At 69.5% G+C, this 19,089-nt stretch carries 19 protein-coding genes; 10 read left to right on the forward strand and 9 right to left on the reverse strand.

The window, feature by feature from the left end; all coding sequences use genetic code 11:
* Nucleotides 1-41 precede the first annotated feature (41 nt).
* Entirely contained in the window at nucleotides 42-614 is a 573-nt protein-coding gene (locus PKD06_RS00220; protein WP_324376547.1) for a YbjN domain-containing protein, read from the forward strand.
* Between the two features lie 288 nt (nucleotides 615-902).
* Nucleotides 903-1,937, forward strand: coding sequence for an aspartate-semialdehyde dehydrogenase (locus tag PKD06_RS00225; protein WP_324376549.1), 1,035 nt, complete (start codon nucleotides 903-905; stop codon nucleotides 1,935-1,937).
* A gap of 63 nt (nucleotides 1,938-2,000) precedes the next feature.
* On the opposite strand, the gene PKD06_RS00230 is transcribed toward PKD06_RS00225, so the two are convergent.
* The 6 genes from PKD06_RS00230 to ccmE form a co-directional block, all read right to left on the reverse strand.
* On the reverse strand, nucleotides 2,001-3,398 hold the full coding sequence (locus PKD06_RS00230) for a hypothetical protein (protein ID WP_324376551.1): 1,398 nt from the start codon (nucleotides 3,396-3,398) through the stop codon (nucleotides 2,001-2,003).
* Nucleotides 3,399-3,428: 30 nt separating this feature from the next.
* Nucleotides 3,429-3,956 carry a hypothetical protein gene (locus PKD06_RS00235; RefSeq protein ID WP_324376552.1) on the reverse strand — a complete coding sequence of 176 codons (528 nt, stop codon included), beginning with the start codon at nucleotides 3,954-3,956 and terminating at the stop codon, nucleotides 3,429-3,431.
* A gap of 164 nt (nucleotides 3,957-4,120) precedes the next feature.
* The gene (locus tag PKD06_RS00240; RefSeq protein ID WP_324376554.1) at nucleotides 4,121-4,630 is read right to left on the reverse strand and encodes a hypothetical protein; all 510 of its coding nucleotides are present in this window, start codon (nucleotides 4,628-4,630) and stop codon (nucleotides 4,121-4,123) included.
* Nucleotides 4,631-4,692: 62 nt separating this feature from the next.
* Nucleotides 4,693-5,454 (reverse strand): SDR family oxidoreductase, encoded by a 762-nt coding sequence (locus PKD06_RS00245; RefSeq protein WP_324376556.1) that lies wholly within the window; start codon nucleotides 5,452-5,454, stop codon nucleotides 4,693-4,695.
* A gap of 138 nt (nucleotides 5,455-5,592) precedes the next feature.
* Nucleotides 5,593-7,569 (reverse strand): heme lyase CcmF/NrfE family subunit, encoded by a 1,977-nt coding sequence (locus tag PKD06_RS00250; RefSeq protein WP_324376558.1) that lies wholly within the window; start codon nucleotides 7,567-7,569, stop codon nucleotides 5,593-5,595.
* A 6-nt stretch (nucleotides 7,570-7,575) separates the two neighbouring features.
* On the reverse strand, nucleotides 7,576-8,073 hold the full coding sequence (gene ccmE, locus PKD06_RS00255) for a cytochrome c maturation protein CcmE (protein WP_324376560.1): 498 nt from the start codon (nucleotides 8,071-8,073) through the stop codon (nucleotides 7,576-7,578).
* A 231-nt stretch (nucleotides 8,074-8,304) separates the two neighbouring features.
* On the opposite strand from ccmE, the gene PKD06_RS00260 reads away from it, so the two are divergent.
* Nucleotides 8,305-9,192, forward strand: coding sequence for an EamA family transporter (locus PKD06_RS00260; RefSeq protein WP_324376634.1), 888 nt, complete (start codon nucleotides 8,305-8,307; stop codon nucleotides 9,190-9,192).
* Here PKD06_RS00260 and PKD06_RS00265 read toward each other — a convergent pair.
* Together PKD06_RS00265 and gloB are read right to left on the reverse strand one after the other, a co-directional pair.
* On the reverse strand, nucleotides 9,078-9,908 hold the full coding sequence (locus PKD06_RS00265) for a GNAT family N-acetyltransferase (protein ID WP_324376562.1): 831 nt from the start codon (nucleotides 9,906-9,908) through the stop codon (nucleotides 9,078-9,080). The two genes, PKD06_RS00260 and PKD06_RS00265, sit on opposite strands and share 115 nt — an antisense overlap.
* Before the next feature lie 31 nt (nucleotides 9,909-9,939).
* The gene (gene gloB / locus PKD06_RS00270) at nucleotides 9,940-10,710 is read right to left on the reverse strand and encodes a hydroxyacylglutathione hydrolase (protein ID WP_324376564.1); all 771 of its coding nucleotides are present in this window, start codon (nucleotides 10,708-10,710) and stop codon (nucleotides 9,940-9,942) included.
* 101 nt (nucleotides 10,711-10,811) lie between these two features.
* On the opposite strand from gloB, the gene PKD06_RS00275 reads away from it, so the two are divergent.
* From PKD06_RS00275 to PKD06_RS00300, 6 genes are all read left to right on the forward strand, one after another.
* Nucleotides 10,812-11,537 (forward strand): methyltransferase domain-containing protein, encoded by a 726-nt coding sequence (locus tag PKD06_RS00275; RefSeq protein ID WP_324376566.1) that lies wholly within the window; start codon nucleotides 10,812-10,814, stop codon nucleotides 11,535-11,537.
* Between the two features lie 104 nt (nucleotides 11,538-11,641).
* Entirely contained in the window at nucleotides 11,642-11,794 is a 153-nt protein-coding gene (locus tag PKD06_RS00280; RefSeq protein WP_324376568.1) for a TetR family transcriptional regulator, read from the forward strand.
* Entirely contained in the window at nucleotides 11,791-12,993 is a 1,203-nt protein-coding gene (locus tag PKD06_RS00285) for an efflux RND transporter periplasmic adaptor subunit (protein WP_324376570.1), read from the forward strand. The genes PKD06_RS00280 and PKD06_RS00285 overlap by 4 nt, the downstream gene beginning before the upstream one ends.
* A gap of 11 nt (nucleotides 12,994-13,004) precedes the next feature.
* Entirely contained in the window at nucleotides 13,005-16,115 is a 3,111-nt protein-coding gene (locus PKD06_RS00290) for an efflux RND transporter permease subunit (protein WP_324376572.1), read from the forward strand.
* A gap of 81 nt (nucleotides 16,116-16,196) precedes the next feature.
* Nucleotides 16,197-16,679 (forward strand): BA14K family protein, encoded by a 483-nt coding sequence (locus PKD06_RS00295; protein ID WP_324376574.1) that lies wholly within the window; start codon nucleotides 16,197-16,199, stop codon nucleotides 16,677-16,679.
* 149 nt (nucleotides 16,680-16,828) lie between these two features.
* A complete protein-coding gene (locus PKD06_RS00300) occupies nucleotides 16,829-17,017 on the forward strand; it encodes a hypothetical protein (RefSeq protein ID WP_324376576.1) in 189 nt (62 codons plus the stop codon).
* Between the two features lie 17 nt (nucleotides 17,018-17,034).
* Here PKD06_RS00300 and galE read toward each other — a convergent pair whose 3' ends face one another.
* Entirely contained in the window at nucleotides 17,035-18,024 is a 990-nt protein-coding gene (gene galE, locus PKD06_RS00305; RefSeq protein ID WP_324376578.1) for a UDP-glucose 4-epimerase GalE, read from the reverse strand.
* A 155-nt stretch (nucleotides 18,025-18,179) separates the two neighbouring features.
* Between galE and galU the strand changes: the two genes are divergently transcribed.
* Nucleotides 18,180-19,043 carry a UTP--glucose-1-phosphate uridylyltransferase GalU gene (gene galU, locus PKD06_RS00310; protein ID WP_324376580.1) on the forward strand — a complete coding sequence of 288 codons (864 nt, stop codon included), beginning with the start codon at nucleotides 18,180-18,182 and terminating at the stop codon, nucleotides 19,041-19,043.
* Nucleotides 19,044-19,089 lie beyond the last annotated feature (46 nt).

A 19,089-nucleotide genomic window follows, 5' to 3' on the forward strand; every position in this document is an offset into this window, starting at 1 on the left:
CCCGAAGACGAGTGCAGCAATCCGGCGTGCGGAGGTTCCAGATGAAGATCACCCAGGCGGCAGCCCTCTTTCTCCTGGCCGGCGGCGTCGTCGCCGCCCAGCAGGCGACCCTTCGAGACCCGCAGGACGCCGCCCTCCAGATCCGGCTCGACCGGCCGGCGGGCGGTGGCAGCGGAGGAGGGGGCGGCGCGGCAGCGCCCTCTTCCGGGCTCGTCGCGGACGTCACCGCCGAGGATGTGGCGCGGATCATAAAGGGCTTGAACTACACATCCGTCAGCGCCCAGAAACAAGACAAGTTTACTTTCGTCAGAGCCGATATCGGCGATCAGCCGACCTATATCATGCTCAACAATTGCGGCGACAATGGCCGTTGCAGCGCTTTATATTTCATTGCCTATCTAGGAAAGCAAGATTCCGTCGATGCCGAGTTCATGAACGATTACAACAGGAACACGATGTTCACGAAAATGGCCAAGAACAAGGATGACGAGCTACAGGTCACCATGGGCGTGAATCTCGCCCGCGGCGTCTCGGAAGAGTATATCCGCGGCATGGCCGAGAACTGGATCACCTGGTTCAAGCAGGCGATCGAATACAAGCCGGAAGGCCATTGAGCCCCGACCGGCCCTCCGGCACGAGGCGTGACAGGCCCGGCGGCTCCGTTCCGCCGGGCTCACCTTCGAAAACCTTGACAGATCGCCCCGTCCGTGATGGACAGCCGCGTCAGGCAGACATGGTATGAGCGCGATCCCCGCCATCACGACGCAGATTCGCCCGACGCGGCGGCTGAAACGCATCGGCTGAGCCGCCGCGCCGCCTGCGCGCATGCGTCCGTCCCGGGCGCCTTTGAAGATCCGCCCGCCATGGGGCGCAGATGAAGTCTCGACAATCAGGAGAGTGAGATGGGCTACAAGGTTGCCGTGGTCGGCGCGACCGGCAATGTCGGGCGCGAGATGCTGAACATCCTCGCCGACCGGGCTTTTCCGGCCGACGAGGTGATCGCCCTCGCCTCGCGCCGCAGCGTCGGCACGGAGATTTCCTTCGGCGACAAGGTGCTGAAGTGCCGCGCGCTCGAGGATCACGACTTCTCCGACACCGATATCTGCCTGATGTCGGCGGGCGGCGACGTGTCGAAGGTGTGGTCGCCGAAGATCGGCGCGCAGGGCTGCGTCGTCATCGACAATTCCTCGGCCTGGCGCACCGATCCCGACGTGCCGCTGATCGTGCCCGAGGTGAATGCCGATGCGGTCGCGGGCTTCTCGAAGAAGAACATCATCGCGAATCCGAACTGCTCGACGGCGCAGCTCGTCGTGGCGCTGAAGCCGCTGCACGAGGCCGCGACCATCACCCGCGTCGTCGTCTCGACCTACCAGTCGGTCTCCGGCGCCGGCAAGGAGGGCATGGACGAGCTCTACAACCAGACGAAGAGCGTCTATTCGCTCTCGCAGATGGAACGGAAGAAGTTCCCCAAGCGCATCGCCTTCAACCTCATCCCGCAGATCGACGTCTTCATGGAGGACGGCTTCACCAAGGAAGAGTGGAAGATGGTGGTCGAGACCAAGAAGATGCTCGATCCGAAGATCAAGCTCACCGCGACCTGCGTGCGCGTGCCGGTCTTCATCGGCCATTCGGAGGCGGTGAATGTCGAGTTCGCCAAGCCCCTCGCGGCCGACGAGGCGCGGGAGATCCTGCGCCGGGCGCCGGGCATCCTGATCGACGACAAGCGCGAGCCCGGCGGCTACATGACCCCGCACGAGAGCGCAGGCGAGGACGCCGTCTACATCTCGCGCCTGCGCGACGATCCGACGGTCGACAACGGCATCGCCTTCTGGTGCGTCTCCGACAACCTGCGCAAGGGCGCGGCCCTGAACGCGGTCCAGATCGCCGAGGTTCTCGTCGAGCGCGGGCTTCTCGCACAGAAGAAGCGCGCGGCCTGACATCCGCGGGCGCGGGCGAGCGCCCCCTCCCCTGCTTCCAAGGGAGGGGGCGCTCGCCCGCTTTTACGGCACGAGGTTCCCGCAGCCGATCTTGACGTCGCCGTTGCAGGCGCCGTCACCCGTGGTGGCGAAGGCGCAGAAGAGGCCGCCGCCATTGCCGAGGTCGAACCGTCCCGGCGTCTTGCCGGCGAGGGCGGAGACACAGACCGCGGGCGCGGCCACGGCGCCCTTGAGCAGGCCGGACATGGTGAAGCCGAGATAGCCGTTGCTCTGGATGGAACGGGACGTCCTGATCAGGCCCGTGGAGGATTCCCGCCCGCCCTCAAACGCCTTGATCAGGCCGGAGCCATTGGCGTCGCCCCCCGTGAAATCAACCGCGGCCTGGTAGGTATAGGTCTTCTCGCCGAAGCGCAGCCCGAAGGTGAAGAGCAGCGTATTCGGATCGCCGTCGATGCGCTTGCCCTGGACATCCGGCTGGGTCTTGGCATCGACGATCGGGAATCCTTCCGCGGTCTTGCCGCCGGTCGTCCCTCCCCCCTCGGGCCGGGTCGGGCCGGGCGGCTTCGGCTTCGGCGCCGGCTCCTCCCCTCCGAAATGGCCTGCGATCTGAAGCACCCCGGAGACGATCATGACGGCACCGGCCAGACCGAACGCCCAGCGTGCCCAGGCCGGCATCGTCTTCTTGGCCGCCTTGGCGGCCTGTGGGCCCGGAAGAGGCTGCACGCCGGGAAGAGGCTGGACACCCGGAAGGGGCTTCACACCCGGAAGCGGCTGCGCGCCTGGAAGAGGTTGGACACCCGGAAGAGCCTGAACGCCGGGAAGCGGCTGGACCGAGGGGAGAGGCCGGACCGGCGGAAGCTCGACCTCCGGGGAGGCGGAATCGCCGCCCTTGGCCCGGACCGGACCGGTCGAGGCCGGCGACGGCACCGGCAATTCGGGCGGAAGCGGCAGCGGTTCAGGCCCCGGATTGACCTGCACCGCCGGGCCGGTGGGCAGGCCGTCCGCCGCGAGGACCGAAGCTTCGGCGGCCGAGGGAGTTGAAGGAAGCGGCGGCAGACCGGGAAGGTCCGGCGGCGGAGCAGGGGCCGGCGCGGGAGGAGCGGGAGGCGGGCTCGAATCCGGCTCGGATCCGGGCGCTTCCGGCGCCGCGATTCCGGGCAGGCGTCCGAGCGCCATGGCCCAGGTCTCGACCGCCTGCCGCGCGAATTCCTGCGCGGTGCCGAACTGGTCGACGACCTGCATCGTCTCCTGGCCCAGCTCTCCCTCGGAGGCCACGCCGTCCTGGGTCTTCAGCCGCGCGGGCGTGCCGGCATCGAGAGCCACGAGAAGGAGGTGGATGGCGCGGGCACCGTCCGGCGACTTCTCGCGCAAGGCCGCCCCGAGCCGGGCGCGGTCGTCGAGGAGCCGGTCATCCGCAAGGAGGTCGCGGAGGATCGCAGCGAGTTCAGCGGAATTTGCCAAGGACATCTCCTGTCGCCATGGGCCCTGCCGTCACACCAGGCCGAGCCAGCGCGCAAGTGCGGTGAGCACGAGGAGCACGCCGACGCCGATGCCGCCCCACCGCCCGACCCAGCCCGGCCGCTCCTCGTCCGGGAGCGCCGCCGAAGCCGGCGGAACCACGGGCGCAGGGGAGCGCGGAACGAGGAGAGGGGGCGGCAGTCCGGGAGCCCGCAGGCCGGCCAGCGCCCTCCCCCAGGTCTCGACCGCGTTCAGGGCGAGAAGGCGCGCGCAGCCGAACTCGGCGACCAGGCGGTCGGCCTCCACCGCGAGCGTGCGAGCTTCCACCGGGTTGGCGAGGCTCTCCAGCCGCGCCGGCGCGCCGGCATCATAGGCGGTTAGGAGAAGGCGGATGTCGCGGATCGCGGCCGGCGCATAGTCGCGCAAGAGGCCGGCGAGGCGTGCCCGCTGGCGAAGCAGGCCGATCCCGTCGCGCCGCAGGAGGCCGGCCAGGACCGGCGCGAGATCCGGTCCAGGGACGAGCTGGCTCTGGGCGAGTTGGCTTTCGCTTGAGGCGGACATTCCGCATGTCTCCGAAGGCGCTGGCTTTCCCCGGTTTCCTCAATCGCGTGGCCATGACGCGGCCTCCGCGTCAAGATGGCGCCTACCCTGCACGGCCGGGCAGAGGCTCATTTGCCCGTGGCGGCGTCCAGCAGCCGCGAAGGCGGGGATGCCTTCGGCAACTTTCAGGAGGACGGAGGCGGCGCGCCGGGCTTCTCCGGCGCGGGGGCCGCTTCCGGGGCGGGAGGGGGCTCCGGCGCGGCGGCCGCAGCTGCGGCGCGCTTGCGGCGGTTGCCGAACCAGACGAAAAACGCCCCGATCGCGAGCGCCCACCAGAGAGAATAGCCGATGATGTAGTCGAAGATCGAGAGCTTGTAGGGCGGCAGCGGGTCCGGCAGGTATCCGCTGCGCTGGAAGCTCTTCAGTTCCTCGCCCTCGGGCATGTGGTAGAATCGCTTGGAATCCCCCTCGACGCCCAGCACGTAGCCGACATCCTCGACATAGAGGCCGGCCAGGAAATAGCGGATGCGCGTCATGTAGCCCAGGAACAGATCCTCGTCCTTGGCCCCTTTCAGCTTCACGTCCTCGATCTTGTGGATCGTCTCGTCCGTGCCGAAGCGATAGGCGTGGGCCGGCCCGGAGACGAGCAGGGCCAGGAAGGCGAAGAGAGCGAGTCGGGGCCATGCGCGAGACATGGGCATTCTCCAGTTTGCCCTCGACCCTGGATCGCCAATGTTTCCCGACGATGGCGTCACGGCTATTGCGAGCCCCCGTCCACCACGAGGACCTCGCCCGTGACGTAGCTCGCGCCGGCGGCGAGGAACAGGATGGCCTCGGCCACCTCTTCCGGCCGGCCGGTGCGGGCAAGGATCGTGCGCTCCCGCGTCATGGCGAAGCGGCTTTCAGGCCAGGCAGCGTTGAGCGGCGTCTCGATCAGGCCGGGCGCGACGCCGTTGACGCGCACCTGCGGCGCGAGCGCCCGCGCGAGGCTCTTGGTGAGGTTGATCAGGCCGGCCTTCGAGGCGGCATAGGCGATGCTCGACCCGCGCCGTCCGAGCCCCGCGACGGAGCAGGTATTCACGATCGCGCCCCCGGCCTGTCTCAGGGCCGGCGCGGCCTCCCGGCTGCACCGGAAGGGGCCGACGAGGTTGGTATCGACGATCGCCAGCCAGAACGCGTCCGTCATGGCGTCGAGATCGGGGAAGGGAATCGGCTCGACCGTCCCGGTCGTGCCGGCATTGTTGACCAGGATGTCGAGCCGGCCGAGCCGATCGAGGGCCGCCCGCACCATGGCCTGGCATGAGCCGGCGGCCGAGGCATTGCCTTCGGCGGCGACGATATCGAGGCCCTCCGCCGCGAGCGTCACCACGGCCTCGGGGCCGCGGGGATCGCCGGGCAGGTAGTTGAGGGCAACCCTCGCTCCGCAACTGCCCAGAAGCCTCGCCGTGGCGAAGCCGATGCCGGTCGCGGCACCCGTCACGAGCGCGGTCCTGCCGCGAAGATCTGCGCTGATCGGCACGGATGTCCTCCTGCCCCCGCCATGTCGTCGCGCGTCGCAGTCGCCAATGCAACGGGCACAGGCGATCGGGCGAAGCGCCGTCCCTGTCATCCCCGGCCGGGGATGACAGGGACGGCGACACGTCTCAGCCGGACGCGATCACTCCGCCGGGACGAGGCCGGACCGCCGCATGCGGGCGGGCGCGCCGATGCGCAGCCGCCGGTCGCTCAGGCAGAGCGCCCCCCCGGCCGCCGCGAGCAGCGCGCCGATGAAGATGAGCAGGATAAGCGGCTTGTCGTAGAGGCGCAGGCCGATCGAGCCGTCCTCGTAGATCTCGCCGAAGCTGGCATAGAACTGGCTCGTCCAGTCGGTCAGGAGGCCCGCCTCGGTCGTCGTCATCTCGCGCGTCCGGAAGCTGCGCTTCTCGCTGTCGACGGTGCCGAGCACCGCGCCACCCCGGCGCACCTCGATCCGGGCGACCTTCGCAACATAGTTCGGCCCCACCCGCTCGCGCAAATCCAGGAGGCGCGCCTCGTAGCGGCCGACCGTCAGCGTGTCGCCGACCCGGACGGCGGCAATCGTCTCACCGCTCCAGGCCTGCGCGGCGAGGCCGATCAACGTCACGCCCATGCCGGCATGGGCGATCACGCTTCCCCAGGTCGAGCGCGGCAGCCCCGCCGCGCGGCGCAGGACGATGGCCGCCGGGCGGCTGCCGCCGCCGGCCCGCACCCAGATCTCCGTTGCCGAGCCGAGGATCACGAAGAGGCCGATGCGGACCGCGACGGGGGCGAGGACCGGCCCGCCGCGACTGAAGGCGAAGAGCGCCAGGGCGACCGCGAGCGACAGGGCGAAGGCCAGAAAGAGACGTTGCGCCGCACCAAGGAGATCGCCGCGCTTCCAGGCGAGGCGCTGGCCGACCGGAATCAGGAAGAGCAAGGGCAGCGCGAGCGGGATGAAGGTGGTGTCGTAATAGGGCGCGCCGACCGAGATCTTCTCCCCCGTCAGCGCCTCGAGGCCGAGCGGATAGAGCGTGCCGATGAAGACCGTCGCGCAGGCCGAGGCCAGGATGAGGTTGTTCAGGACGAGCGCCCCCTCGCGCGAGATCGGCGCGAAGAGCCCGCCCTGGCGCAGGAGCGGCGCACGCCAGGCGAAGACCGCGAGCGAGCCGCCGATGAACAGGGTCAGGATGAGCAGGATCGCGACCCCGCGGCCGGGATCGACCGCGAAGCTGTGCACCGAGGTCAGGACGCCCGAGCGCACGAGGAAGGTGCCGAGCAGCGAGAGCGAGAAGGTGAGGATGGCGAGCAGCACCGTCCAGACCTTCAGCGCCTCGCGCTTCTCCATGACGACGATGGAATGGATGAGGGCCGTGCCGGCGAGCCAGGGCATGAGCGAGGCGTTCTCGACCGGGTCCCAGAACCAGAACCCGCCCCAGCCCAGTTCGTAATAGGCCCAATAGGCGCCCATCGCGATGCCGAGGGTCAGGAAGGACCAGGCGAGCAGCGCCCAGGGCCGCACGGCCCGCGCCCAGACGGCGTCGAGCCGCCCGTCGATCAGCGCCGCCATCGCGAAGGCGAAGGTCATCGAGAAGCCGACATAGCCGAGATAGAGCAGCGGCGGGTGGATCGCGAGGCCGATATCCTGGAGCAGCGGGTTGAGATCCTGCCCCTGCAGCGGATGCGGGTCGATGCGCCGGAAGGGATTCGAGGTCGTCAGGATGAAGATCTGGAAGGCGGCCGTGATCGCCCCCTGCACGGCGAGCGAGGTGCAGCGGAGCGCGAAGGGCACCCCCTGGCGGTTCAGCGCGACGAGGGCGCCGAAGAGGGTGAGGATGGTCACCCACAGGAGCATCGAGCCCTCGTGGTTCCCCCAGACGCCGGAGATCTTGTAGATCAGGGGCTTGGCGGTGTGCGAATGCTCGACGACGTTGAGCACCGAGAAATCGCTCGTCACATGCGCGATGGTCAGGGTCGCGAAGGAGAAAGCGACCAGGGCGAAGCTCATCAAGGCCGTCGGTCCGGCGATCCCCATCAGCACGCGGTCGCGCGTGGCATTGCCCCAGAGCGGCAGCGCCATCTGGAGGAGCGACACCCCGAGCCCGAGGGCGAGGGCGAAATGGCCGGTCTCGATCAGCATCGGCGCCTACCGCTGGCTCGTCTGGCGCGGCGAGGCCGCCGCGGCGCCCGGCCGGCCGGAGCCGGGCTTGCCCGAGCCCTCCTGCCAGTGCCCCTGCGCCTTCAGGGCATCCACCACCTCGCGCGGCATGTAGGTCTCGTCATGGCGGGCGAGGACGGTCGTCGCGACGAAGAGACCGGCGGAATCAAGCGCGCCCTCCGCCACCACGCCCTGCCCTTCCCGGAAGAGGTCGGGCAGGAGCCCCCGGTAACGCACCTTCACGCTCGCGGCCCCGTCGGTCACGGCGAAATCGACCTGCTGGTCCGGCCCGCGCGCGAGGGAGCCGGCCTCGACGAGGCCGCCGAGGCGCACCCGCGCACCGGGCTTCGGCGCCGCCACGATCTCGGAGGGCGAGCGGAAGAACACGATCGTGCCCCGCATGGCATAGAGCACGAGCCCGAGCGCCAGGGCGAGCACGGCCCCCGAGGTCGCGATGACGACCGCCCGCCGGCCGCGGCGGGTCACCGGACCGCTCCGGCGGGGATTCGGGCGCTGCGGGGCGCCGGGCGGGAAGAAAGGAAAAGCATGGACGCCATGGGAAGAGGCCAGACCCTTATTCACGGCATCGGTGAAAGCAACGTCTAAGCGCCTCCTGCGACGACGTGAGCCGGGGCTCGACTCCGAGCCCGGAGGGGGCCAGAAGCGCCGCCCATGTCCTCCAGCACCATGTCTTCCGGCGCCCAATCGTCCGGCACGATGTCCTCCAGCGCCGCGACGCTCCTCGGCTTCGGGGCCGCGGCCCTGTGGTCGCTGCTGGCGCTGCTGACCGTCGCGACGGGCCCCGTGCCCCCCTTCCAGGTCCTCGCGACCACCTTCGCGATCGGGGCCCTCTCCGGCCTCCTCACCTGGACCTGGCGGCCGGGAGCCGCGCGCGCCCTGCGCCAGCCCCTGCGGGTCTGGCTGATCGGGACCGGGGGGCTGTTCGGCTATCATGCGCTCTATTTCGCCGCGCTCAAGCTCGCCCCGCCCGCCGAGGCGGGGCTGATCAACTATCTGTGGCCGCTCCTCATCGTGCTGTTCTCGGCCGCGCTCCCCGGCGAGCGGCTCCGGCCGGCCCATCTCCTGGGCTGCCTCCTCGGCTTCTGCGGCGTCGCGGTGCTGGTGGCGGGGCGCGGCGCCCTCCAGGCGCGGCCGCAGGACATCGCGGGCTATGCCTGCGCCTTCGCCGCGGCCTTCGTCTGGGCGGGCTATTCCGTCCTGTCGCGGCGGGAAGCCGCCGTGCCGACCGACGCGGTCACGGGCTTCTGCTTCGCAACGGCGCTGCTCGGGCTCCTCTGCCACCTCGCCTTCGAGACCACGGTCTCGCCCAGCGCCGGCCAATGGCTGGCGCTCGTCGCGGGCGGGGCGGGACCGGTCGGGGCCGCCTTCTTCCTCTGGGATATCGGCATGAAGCGCGGCGACATCCGGCTGCTCGGGGTCGGCTCCTACGGCATTCCGGTCGCCTCGACCCTGGTGCTGGTCGCGGCCGGCTATGCCGAGCCGTCCTGGTCGCTGGCGCTCGCCTGCGTGCTGACCGTGGCCGGGGCGCTCGCCGCCGCGCTCCCCTCGCTTCGCCGTCCCCCGCCCACGACGAAATGCGTGTAGCGATAGGCGAGGTCGAAGCCGAGCGAGCGGTAGAGCGCGAAAGCCACCTCGTTCTCCTCGCGCATCTGGAGATAGGCTCGGCGCGCCCCCGCCGCGTGGCCCCAGCCCAGCAGGCCCGCGACGAGCCGGCGGCCGAGGCCGAGGCCGCGCAGCTCCGGCGCGACCACGATGTCGTAGAGGCCCGCATAGCCGCGCTCGGCCACCGCGAAGCCCCAGGCCGCCTCCTCGCCGTCGAGGTTGAGCGTCGCATAGGCGGCTGGCTGACGGATGCGCGCGAGAATGCGGGACAGCCTGTCGGCATTCGCCTTCTCCCCGCCATAGGCGGCGGCCGCCGCGGCCGTCCAGCGGGCGGTCGGCGCGGGGGCGAGCGTGATGGAGGGATCGACGGCCAGGGCGATGTCGAGGGGCGCGAGGAGCCCGAGCGACGCCTCGTGCTCGACGAGGCCGCAGGCCGCGAGCAGCTTGGCCGCCCCCTCGGCCTCGACGCCCGTCAGCCGGAAGCAGACGGGCATGTCGCGCGCTGCATAGCTCGCGGCGATCGCCTCGACGAGATCCGCATCGAGCCGCGCGCCGGGCACGATCGGCGTCGCGGCATTGGCGCGCTTGGAATAGCCCTCCGCGAAGCGCAGCAGCCACCCTTCCGCCAGCTCGATCTCGAAGGCGGGCCACGCATTCACGAGGCGCCGCTCGAGGGCCAGGATCTGCTCGACCGTCATGCGGCCACGCGTCCCGGGAGGGGGCCGGGGATCAGCGGAAATCGTTCTTCCATTCGCGGAGCGCCTGGAACACGGCCTCGGCATTGCCGCCGGGCTTCTTCACGGCCCTGGCGAGGGCGGGCTCGCCGGCGCGCAGGAAGGGATTCGTCGCCTTCTCCTCCCCGATGGTCGAGGGCACGAGGAAGCGCCCTTCCTCCTTCGCGCGCTGCGCCTCGGCGGCGCGCGCCTTCAGCGCCTCGTTGTCCGGGTCCGCGGCGAGGGCGAAGCGGGCATTGGACAGGACGTAGTCGTGGCCGGAATAGACCCGCGCCTCGTCCGGGAGGGCCGCGAGGCGCTGGAGCGAATGCCACATCTCGGCATAGCTCGATTCCATCACCCGCCCGCAGCCGAGCGTGAACAGCGTGTCTCCCGCAAAAAGCGCCCGATCGGCCGCGAACCAATAGGCGAGATGGTCCCGGCAATGGCCCGGCGTCTCCCAGACATGGCCGTTCAGCTCGCCGACGAGCACGCTGTCGCCCTCGCGCACGTAGACATCGGCGAAGGGAAGCTCGGCCTGCGCCTTCGCGGGCGCGACGACCCGGCAGCCGAGGCGCGCCTTCAATCCGGGAATGCCCTGGACATGGTCGGCGTGACGATGCGTCACGAGGATATCGGTGAGGGTCCAGCCCGTCTTCCCCAACGCTTCGAGCACGGCCCGCTCCTCGGGCGCGTCGATCGCGGCGCAGGCGCCGCTCTGCGGATCGTGGATCAGGGCGCCGATATTGTCATCGAGGCAGCGGAAGACGTGAATTTCAGCCGGCATGACCTAACTTCTTCGTGTGCAGCGGCTGGCTATCATGCCGGCGGCCGTCATGGAAACCTCGCCCCGGGCGGGCGAGACATGCGGGAAGTGGCGTCAGGGGAATGAGCGTCGATATCGTCGAGCTGATGCGGTTCTATGACAGCCCCCTCGGGATGGCGGCCGGCCGCCTCGTCGGCCGCGTGATCGGCGAGACCTGGGCGGACGACCTGCGCGGCCAGAGGCTCCTGGGGATCGGCTATGCGGTGCCCTATCTCGCGCAGGTCGGGGAGGCTTGCGAGCGCAGGCTGGCCTTCATGCCCCCGGGCCAGGGCGTCCGTCACTGGCCCGATCCGCGCCTTTCGGCCTCCGCCATGGCCGACCCCCTCGTCATGCCGCTCCCCGACGCCTCGATCGACCGCGTGCTCGTGGTCCATGCGATGGAGACCGCGCGCGATCCCGCCGAGCTTCTGGACGAGATCGCGCGCGTCCTCACCCCGACCGGCCGCGTCATTCTCGTCTGCCCGAATCGGCGGGGGCTGTGGGCGCGCATGGATTCGACGCCCTTCGGCCACGGCCAACCCTTCAGCCGCAAGCAGATCCGCGGGCTGCTGCACGGCACGCAGCTCGAGGCCAGCGCCTGGCGCGAGGCGCTCTACATCCCCCCCCTCGCCAACCGGCTCGTCCTGCGCAGCGCAGCGACCTGGGAGGGGATCGGCCGCCGCCTCGCCCTGCCCTTCCCCGGTCTGCACCTGGTGGAGGCGACGAAGCGCCTGCACCGCCCGATCGCCATCCGCGCGAAAACCCGGCGCCTCAGGAAACCCGTCCTCGTGCCCGTCCCTGCATCCTGACACCTGCCCGGGCCTCATCCGCCAATAGTCGATGCGGCCTCTTCGCCAATCGACAACGAAACTGCGAAGCTCTATGCCTTGAAGCCGAATTCCGGTTTCCCTGCATGAACGACATCGCGACCGGCCGGCGGGGCGAGCGGCGCCAGCGCCTCCTGGAGGCGGCATCGCGCGTATTTGCCTGTATCGGCTGCACACAGGCCACGATGGACGAGATCGCTGCCGAAGCCGGCCTCCGCAAGGCGGCGGGCACGGCATGAGGCGCATTCTCCTTCTCGCCCTGCCGGCCGCAGCGGCCGCGCTTCTCTGGTGGAAGGCCGAGGAGGCCCGCCATCTCGCTCGGACCGTGCCGGTGGTCGGCCCCTTCCTCGCGGGCGAGGCGTCCGGGGCGCCCGTCCGGCCCGCCCTGGCGCCGATCCTGCCGGTCGTGACCGCGGTCGCGGCCCGCGGCCCCGTCCCGGTGACGGTCGATGCGATCGGCACGGTCCAGCCGATCGCGTCGATCCAGATCAAGCCGCGCCTCGACAGCCAGATCGCCTCGATCGAGGTGCGGGAAGGTGCCCGCGTCAAGGAGGGCGACCTGATGGTGCGCCTCGACGACCGGGCCCTGCGCGCCCAGCTCGCCCAGGCCGATGCCGTCGTCGAGAAGGACCGCGCCCAGCTCGAACAGGCCAAGCGCGACTTCGGCAGGGCCGAGGAACTGCTCGGGCGCAGGATCGGCACGGAAGTCGCTCGCGACACCGCCGCGACGCTGGTGAAGGTGCAGGCGGCCCAGCTCGCGGCCGACCGCGCCAATCGCGACAACCTCGCGACGCTCCTCTCCTATACCGAGATCCGCGCCCCGATCTCGGGCCGGATCGGCTCGATCCCCCTCAAGGTCGGCACGCAGGTGCGGATGGCGGACGCCCAGGCGATCACGACCGTCAACCAGGTCGATCCGATCTATGTCTCCTTCGCGGTGCCGCAATCGCTCTTCGCCGATCTGCGCGGCGCCCTCGCGGCAGGCAAGGTCGCCATCGCCGCGCGCGTCGGCTCCTTCACGGTGCCGGGCATCGTCTCCTTCGTCGAGAACACGGTGGACCTCGCGACCGGAACCGTGCTCGCCAAGGCCGAGATGACCAATGCCGACGAGCGCCTCTGGCCCGGCGCCTTCGTCGCCGTGCAGGCGACGCTCGGCATCGAGCCGAACGCGGTCTCGATCCCCGCCGCGGCGGTCCAGATCGGCCAGCGCGGCGCCTATGTCTTCGTGGTGAAGGACGAGAGCCGCGCCGTCCTCACTCCCGTCACCGTCTCGCGCACGACCGGGACCACGGCTGTGATCGGCGCGGGCCTCACCGGCGGCGAGCACGTGGTCGTCGACGGGCAGCTTCGCCTCGTCGACGGGGCCGCGGTGCGCGTGCAGCCTCGCGCGGGCGCGGCCAAGGAGGAGGACGCCTCCGCCTCCCCGCGCCGCGGCTGAGGGAGGCCCGGATGCTCTCCGAAACCTGCATCCGCCGCCCCGTCATGACGATCCTCGTGATGGCGGCCTTCGTGGCGGCCGGGCTGTTCGGCTACCGGCAATTGCCGGTCGCGGCGGTGCCGCGCGTCGATTTCCCGACGATCCAGGTCTCGGCCCAGCTTCCGGGCGCGAGCCCCGAGACGATGGCGGCCTCGGTCGCCTCGATCCTCGAGCGCCAGTTCTCGACCATCGCCGGGGTCTCCTCGATGACCTCGACCTCGGTGCTGGGCCAAAGCTCGATCGTCCTGCAATTCGACCTCAACCGCTCGATCGACGGGGCCGCCCTCGACGTGCAATCGGCGATCTCGACCGCCCAGCGCCGCCTGCCGGTCGAGATGCTGACCCCGCCGAGCTTCCGCAAGGTCAACCCGGCCGACCAGCCGATCCTGTTCCTCGCCCTCTCCTCCGACCATGTGCGCCTGTCGGATGTGGACCGCTTCGCCCAGACCGCGATCGTGCCGCGCCTCTCGACGCTTCCCGGCGTCGCGCAGGTGCTGATCTACGGGACGCAGAAATACGCCGTCCGCGTCAAGGCGGACCTGAACCAGCTCCAGGCGCGCGGCCTCAGCCTCGCCGACATGCAGCAGGCGCTCGCCAGCGCCAATTCCTCCAAGCCCGTGGGCGCGGTGGACCAGGGCGCCCAGAGCTCGATCATCGAGGCGACCGGGCCGATCCGGCGGGCGGCGCAATACATGCCCGTGGTCGTCGCCTGGCAGAACGGCGCGCCGGTCCGCGTCGCGGACGTCGCGACCGCGGTCGACGGGGTCGAGAACGAGAAGGTGGCGAGCTGGCTCAACGGCAAGCGGGCCATCATCCTCGCCGTGCAGCGCCAGCCCGACGCCAACACGGTCGAGGTGGTCGACCGCGCCCGCGCCCTGCTCGATCCGATCCGCGACGATCTGCCGGCGGGCGTCACCATCCACGTGCTCAACGACCGCTCGGTCCCGATCCGCCACGCCATCGCGGATGTCGAGTTCACCCTCTTCCTGTCGATGCTGCTCGTGATCGGGGTGATCTACCTGTTCCTCCGCTCGGTGCGGGCCACGATCATCCCCGCCATCGCGCTCCCGATCTCCATCCTCGGCACCTTCGCGGGGATGTATCTCTTCGGCCATTCCATCGACAACATCTCGCTCCTCGCGCTGACGCTCTCGGTCGGCTTCGTCGTCGACGACGCCATCGTGATGCTCGAGAACATCATGCGGCATATCGAGAACGGGGAGCTGCCCTATCCGGCTGCTCTCGTCGGCTCGCGCGAGGTCGGGTTCACCATCATCTCGATGACGCTGTCGCTGGTCGCGGTGTTCATCCCCGTCCTGTTCATGGGCGGGGTGGTCGGGCGCATGTTCACCGAATTCGGCCTCGTCATCTCGATGGCGATCCTGATCTCCGGCATCGTCTCCCTGACGCTGACGCCCATGCTCTGCGCGCGGATGCTGAAGCCCCACGACCGCGAGCACCGGCACAATTTCGTCCTGCGCGGCTTCGAGGCGTTCTTCTCCTGGCTGACGCGCAGCTACGGCTGGGCCTTGCGCAAGGCGGTCGCGGTGCCCTCGCTGATGCTCGCGATCACGCTCGCGACCTTCGCGGTCACCTATGTCCTCTACCGCGACATCCCGAAGGGCTTCTTCCCGACCGAGGATATCGGGATGATCACCTCGGCGACGGTCGGCCCGGACGATTCCTCCTTCGAATCCATGGTGGAGCGCCAGAAGGCGCTGGCCGAGGTCATGAAGCGCGATCCCGACGTCGTCACCGTCATGTCGACGGTCGGGGGCGGCGGGCCGACCGCGACGCAGAATTCCGGGCGCATGTTCATGACGCTGCGCGAGAAGCCCGCGCGCCGCGACGACATCACGGCCGTCATCGCGCGCCTGCGCCGGGCCGCCGTGCAGGTGCCCGGCATCCAGATCTTCATGCAGCCGGTGGTCTCGATCAACGTGGGCGCGCTGCTGACCCGCGCGCAGTACCAATACACCCTGCAATCGATCGATCTCGACGGGCTGCGCCGCTTCGCCCCGCTCCTCGAGGAGCGGATGACGAAGGTCCCCGGCATCGTCGACGTCAATTCCGACCTCCAGATGCGGGCCCGCGCGGCCTATATCGACATCAACCGCGACTTCGCCGCCCGGCTCGGGATCACGGTCGACCAGGTGCGCGACCAGTTCTATTCGGCCTTCGGGGTGCGGCAGGTCTCGACCATCTACGCGCCGGAGGACACCTACCAGGTGATCCTCGAAGCCGACGAGAAATATTTCGACACCCGCGAGGTCCTGCGCAAGCTCGCCGTCCGCACGCCCTCGGGCGCGGTCATCCCGCTCGACACCGTCGCGACCCTCAAGGAGCAGCCGACGGCGCTGATGGTCAACCATCTCGCCCAGCTTCCCTCGGTGACGATCTCCTTCAACCTCGTCCCCGGCACCTCGCTCTCCCAGGCGGTGGCGGGGATCGAGCAGGCGGCCCGCGACATCGGCCTGCCGCCGAGCTTCCAGACGAGCTTCCAGGGCACGGCCCAGCTCTTCCAGCAGGCGCTGGCGAACCAGGGGCTCCTGCTCTTCGCGGCGGTGCTGGTGATCTACATCGTGCTGGGCATCCTCTACGAGAGCTTCATCCATCCGCTGACGATCCTGTCGGGCCTGCCCTCGGCCGGGATCGGCGCCCTCCTCACGCTGAAGCTCGCCGGAATGGACCTGTCGGTGATCGCGCTGATCGGCATCGTGATGCTGATCGGCATCGTGAAGAAGAACGCGATCATGATGGTCGATTTCGCCATCGAGAAGCGGCGCGAGGGCATGGAGCCCAAGGAGGCGATCGTCCAGGCCGCGATCCTGCGCTTCCGGCCGATCATGATGACGACGGCCGCAGCGGTGCTGGGCGCGCTCCCGATCGCGCTCGGGGTCGGGGCGGGGGCCGAGCTGCGCCAGCCGCTCGGCTATGCCGTGGTGGGCGGCCTCCTGATGTCGCAACTCCTGACGCTCTTCATCACGCCCGTCGTCTACCTGACCTTCGAGAGGCTGCGCACGGGAGGGGAGCCGAGCGGGACGGCAGGCCCCGCGGCCGCGAGCCCCGCCCCGGCTGAATAGCGTTCAGCCTTGTTTCAGCCGCCTTCGGCGAAGATGCGGGGAATCGGCCTTCGGGCCGGCGACGAAACTGGAAAGGACATCATGGACTCGACCTTCCGCGCCCTGGTCGGTGCCACCGCCCTCGGCCTCGCGGCGCTGACGCTGCCCGCCATGGCGGCCCCCGTCTCCGCGACCGGCCCGGCGCTCGCCGCGGCCCAGGCCGGCGCCTATCCCGGCGAGGCTTATGCGCAGTACTGGCCGGGCTACCGTCCAGGCTACCGCCCCGTCTACGGCCCCCGGTACTATCGGCCCGGCTACAGGTATAATAACGGCGGCGCCGTCGCGGCCGGCGTGATCGGCGGCCTCGCAGCCGGGGCGCTCATCGGCGGCCTCGCGGCGCAGCCAGCCCCGCCGCCGCCGCCCGTCTACCCGGCCTACGGCCCGCCTCCCGGCCCCGTTCCGGTCGGCAACGTCTACGGACGGGACCCGCATTGGGTGAGCTATTGCGCCAGCCGCTATCCGGGATTCGATCCGGTCTCGGGCACCTATGTCGGCCCGAACGGCTATCGCTATCCCTGCCAGTGAGCCACTCCGCGAAAAGGGCCCTCCGGGGCCCTTTTTCTCTTCGGCGGCGCCTTTCCGGCCGGCCTACCTTTTATTTGAAAAAAGGTGCCGGACGACTCGAAACTTCAATTCGCCTCGCAAGTTGTGTCTGAATGCGGACCCTGAACAAAATGCTGGATTATGGGGGCACGATGCTCGGCTCCCCCTGCGAGACGATCCTGCTGGGTCGGATCGGGAGCGAGTTGGCCGTGGTTCTTCACGACACGCTGCAATCGCCGCTCCCGGAAGGTCTGCAACTTCTCGTCGAACGACTCGACCGCGACTTGCAAGCGGAGGACGATGCGTCCCAGGAGAGCTGACCGCGGGCCGCCGGCCTTCAGACCCCGCCCTTGATGGCCAAGTGCTTTTCCCAGTCGAGCGCAGACCTCACGATCCCTTCGAGATCGTCGCGCTTCGGCGTCCAGCCGAGTTCTGTGCGGATGCGCTCCGCGCGGGCCACGATGGCTGCCGGATCGCCCGCACGCCGCGGCGAGAGCGCGACGGGGAAATCGACGCCGGAGACGCGCTTCATCACCTCGATGACCTCCAGCACCGAATAGCCGCGCCCGTAGCCGCAATTCAGCGTCAGGCTCTCTCCCCCGCCGCGCAGATGGTCGAGCGCGACGAGATGCGCGTCGGCAAGGTCCGAGACATGGATGTAGTCGCGCAGGCACGAGCCGTCGCGCGTCGGATAATCGGTGCCGTATACGTCGAGCCTCGGCCGCTGGCCGAGCGCCGCCTGCGCGGCGACCTTGATGAGATGGGTCGCGGCGGGCGTCGACTGGCCGACCCGGCCGCCAGGATCGGCGCCGGCCACGTTGAAATAGCGCAGCGCGACGTAGCGCAGGCCATGGGCGACCGAGGTGTCGGCGAGCATCCACTCGGTCATCAGCTTGGAGCGCCCGTAGGGCGAGACGGGCGCCGGCAAGGTCGTCTCGCCGACCGGCTCCCCGGAGACGTCGCCATAGACCGCCGCAGTCGAGGAGAAGATCATCCGCTCGACGCCGTGCCGGACCGCGGTCTCGAGGAGCGTGCGCGATTTCGAGGTGTTGTTCTCGTAGTAGCCGAGCGGATCGGCGACGGAATCGGGCACGACGATCTTGGCTGCGAAATGCGCGATCTCGCGGATTCCGTGCCGCTCGATCACCGCGCCGACGAGGCCGGCATCGCCCATGTCGCCGACGACCAGCTCGACGCCTTCCGGGACCGCCCAGGCGAAGCCGGTCGAGAGATTGTCGAGAACGACCGGCCGCTCGCCCCGGTCGTGCAGGGCCAGCACCATATGGCTGCCGATATAGCCCGCCCCGCCCGTCACCAGAACCGTCATCGCCGCCTCGCTTTCGAATCCTGCCGTCCCCTCATGCCGGAGGGGGCTTCACGGAGAGTGAAGGTCCTTTGACTTTTCCGATTCGGCAGCCGACAGACGTCCGGCGCCTTCCGGCGCGGCAATCCCATACTGAGAGATGAGGGAGCGGACAGCCCATGAAGCGCATCCGCAAGGCGGTCCTGCCCGTCGCGGGGCTCGGCACACGGTTCCTGCCGGCGACGAAATCGATCCCGAAGGAGATGCTGACAGTCGTCGACCGGCCGGTCATCCAGCATGTCGTGGACGAGGCGCGCGAGGCCGGCATCGAGCATTTCGTCTTCGTGACCGGCCGCAACAAGGGCGTGATCGAAGATCATTTCGATATCGCCTACGAACTCGAGAAAACCCTCTCCGACAGGAACAAGAGCCGGGAGCTGGAGAGCCTTACGGCCGATCTGCCCGGCGCGGGGCAGACGAGCTTCACCCGCCAGCAGGCCCCGCTCGGCCTCGGCCATGCCGTCTGGTGCGCCCGCGAGATCGTCGGCGACGAGCCCTTCGCCGTCCTTCTTCCCGACATGCTGAGCCGCGGCTGCATGAAGCAGATGCTCGACGCCTATGCCGAGCACGGCGGCAACATCATCGCCGTCGAGGAGGTGCCGGAGGACCAGACCCATCAATACGGCATCGTCGCGGTGGGCCGGGATTACGGCCGGACCTTCGACATCACGGGCATGGTGGAGAAGCCCCCGAAGGGAACCGCTCCCTCCAATCTCATCATCTCGGGGCGCTACATCCTCCAGCCGGAGATCTTCTCCGTCCTGTCGGCGCAGGAGAAGGGGGCGGGCGGGGAGATCCAGCTCACCGACGCCATGAAGCGGCTCGCCGAGACACAGTCCTTCTTCGGCATGCGCTATCGCGGCAGGACCTACGATACCGGCAACAAGCTCGGCTTCCTGATGGCGAATGTCGCCTACGCGCTGGAGCGTGAAGATCTCGGCCCGGCCTTCAGGGAGGAGATCCTCGCCCATCTGAAGGCATAAACCCCTCCGGGGGTGGGGAATTCCGCCCCCCGGCGGCTCGGCCCGG

Origin of the sequence: Enterovirga sp. (assembly GCF_035325185.1) — a bacterium.
GTDB lineage: Bacteria > Pseudomonadota > Alphaproteobacteria > Rhizobiales > Beijerinckiaceae > Enterovirga.

Bases quoted from the DNA above. Each gene is read 5' to 3' on its own strand.
- PKD06_RS00265 (WP_324376562.1), bottom strand. From the start codon at position 9,908: ATGACGGTCGAGCAGATCCTGGCCCTCGAGCGGCGCCTCGTGAATGCG.
- PKD06_RS00260 (WP_324376634.1), top strand. From the start codon at position 8,305: ATGTCCTCCAGCGCCGCGACGCTCCTCGGCTTCGGGGCCGCGGCCCTG.
- PKD06_RS00280 (WP_324376568.1), top strand. From the start codon at position 11,642: ATGAACGACATCGCGACCGGCCGGCGGGGCGAGCGGCGCCAGCGCCTC.
- PKD06_RS00235 (WP_324376552.1), bottom strand. From the start codon at position 3,956: ATGTCCGCCTCAAGCGAAAGCCAACTCGCCCAGAGCCAGCTCGTCCCT.
- galU (WP_324376580.1), top strand. From the start codon at position 18,180: ATGAAGCGCATCCGCAAGGCGGTCCTGCCCGTCGCGGGGCTCGGCACA.
- PKD06_RS00275 (WP_324376566.1), top strand. From the start codon at position 10,812: ATGAGCGTCGATATCGTCGAGCTGATGCGGTTCTATGACAGCCCCCTC.
- PKD06_RS00250 (WP_324376558.1), bottom strand. From the start codon at position 7,569: ATGCTGATCGAGACCGGCCATTTCGCCCTCGCCCTCGGGCTCGGGGTG.
- PKD06_RS00285 (WP_324376570.1), top strand. From the start codon at position 11,791: ATGAGGCGCATTCTCCTTCTCGCCCTGCCGGCCGCAGCGGCCGCGCTT.
- PKD06_RS00295 (WP_324376574.1), top strand. From the start codon at position 16,197: ATGGACTCGACCTTCCGCGCCCTGGTCGGTGCCACCGCCCTCGGCCTC.
- gloB (WP_324376564.1), bottom strand. From the start codon at position 10,710: ATGCCGGCTGAAATTCACGTCTTCCGCTGCCTCGATGACAATATCGGC.
- PKD06_RS00290 (WP_324376572.1), top strand. From the start codon at position 13,005: ATGCTCTCCGAAACCTGCATCCGCCGCCCCGTCATGACGATCCTCGTG.
- PKD06_RS00225 (WP_324376549.1), top strand. From the start codon at position 903: ATGGGCTACAAGGTTGCCGTGGTCGGCGCGACCGGCAATGTCGGGCGC.
- PKD06_RS00240 (WP_324376554.1), bottom strand. From the start codon at position 4,630: ATGTCTCGCGCATGGCCCCGACTCGCTCTCTTCGCCTTCCTGGCCCTG.
- PKD06_RS00300 (WP_324376576.1), top strand. From the start codon at position 16,829: ATGCTGGATTATGGGGGCACGATGCTCGGCTCCCCCTGCGAGACGATC.
- PKD06_RS00220 (WP_324376547.1), top strand. From the start codon at position 42: ATGAAGATCACCCAGGCGGCAGCCCTCTTTCTCCTGGCCGGCGGCGTC.
- galE (WP_324376578.1), bottom strand. From the start codon at position 18,024: ATGACGGTTCTGGTGACGGGCGGGGCGGGCTATATCGGCAGCCATATG.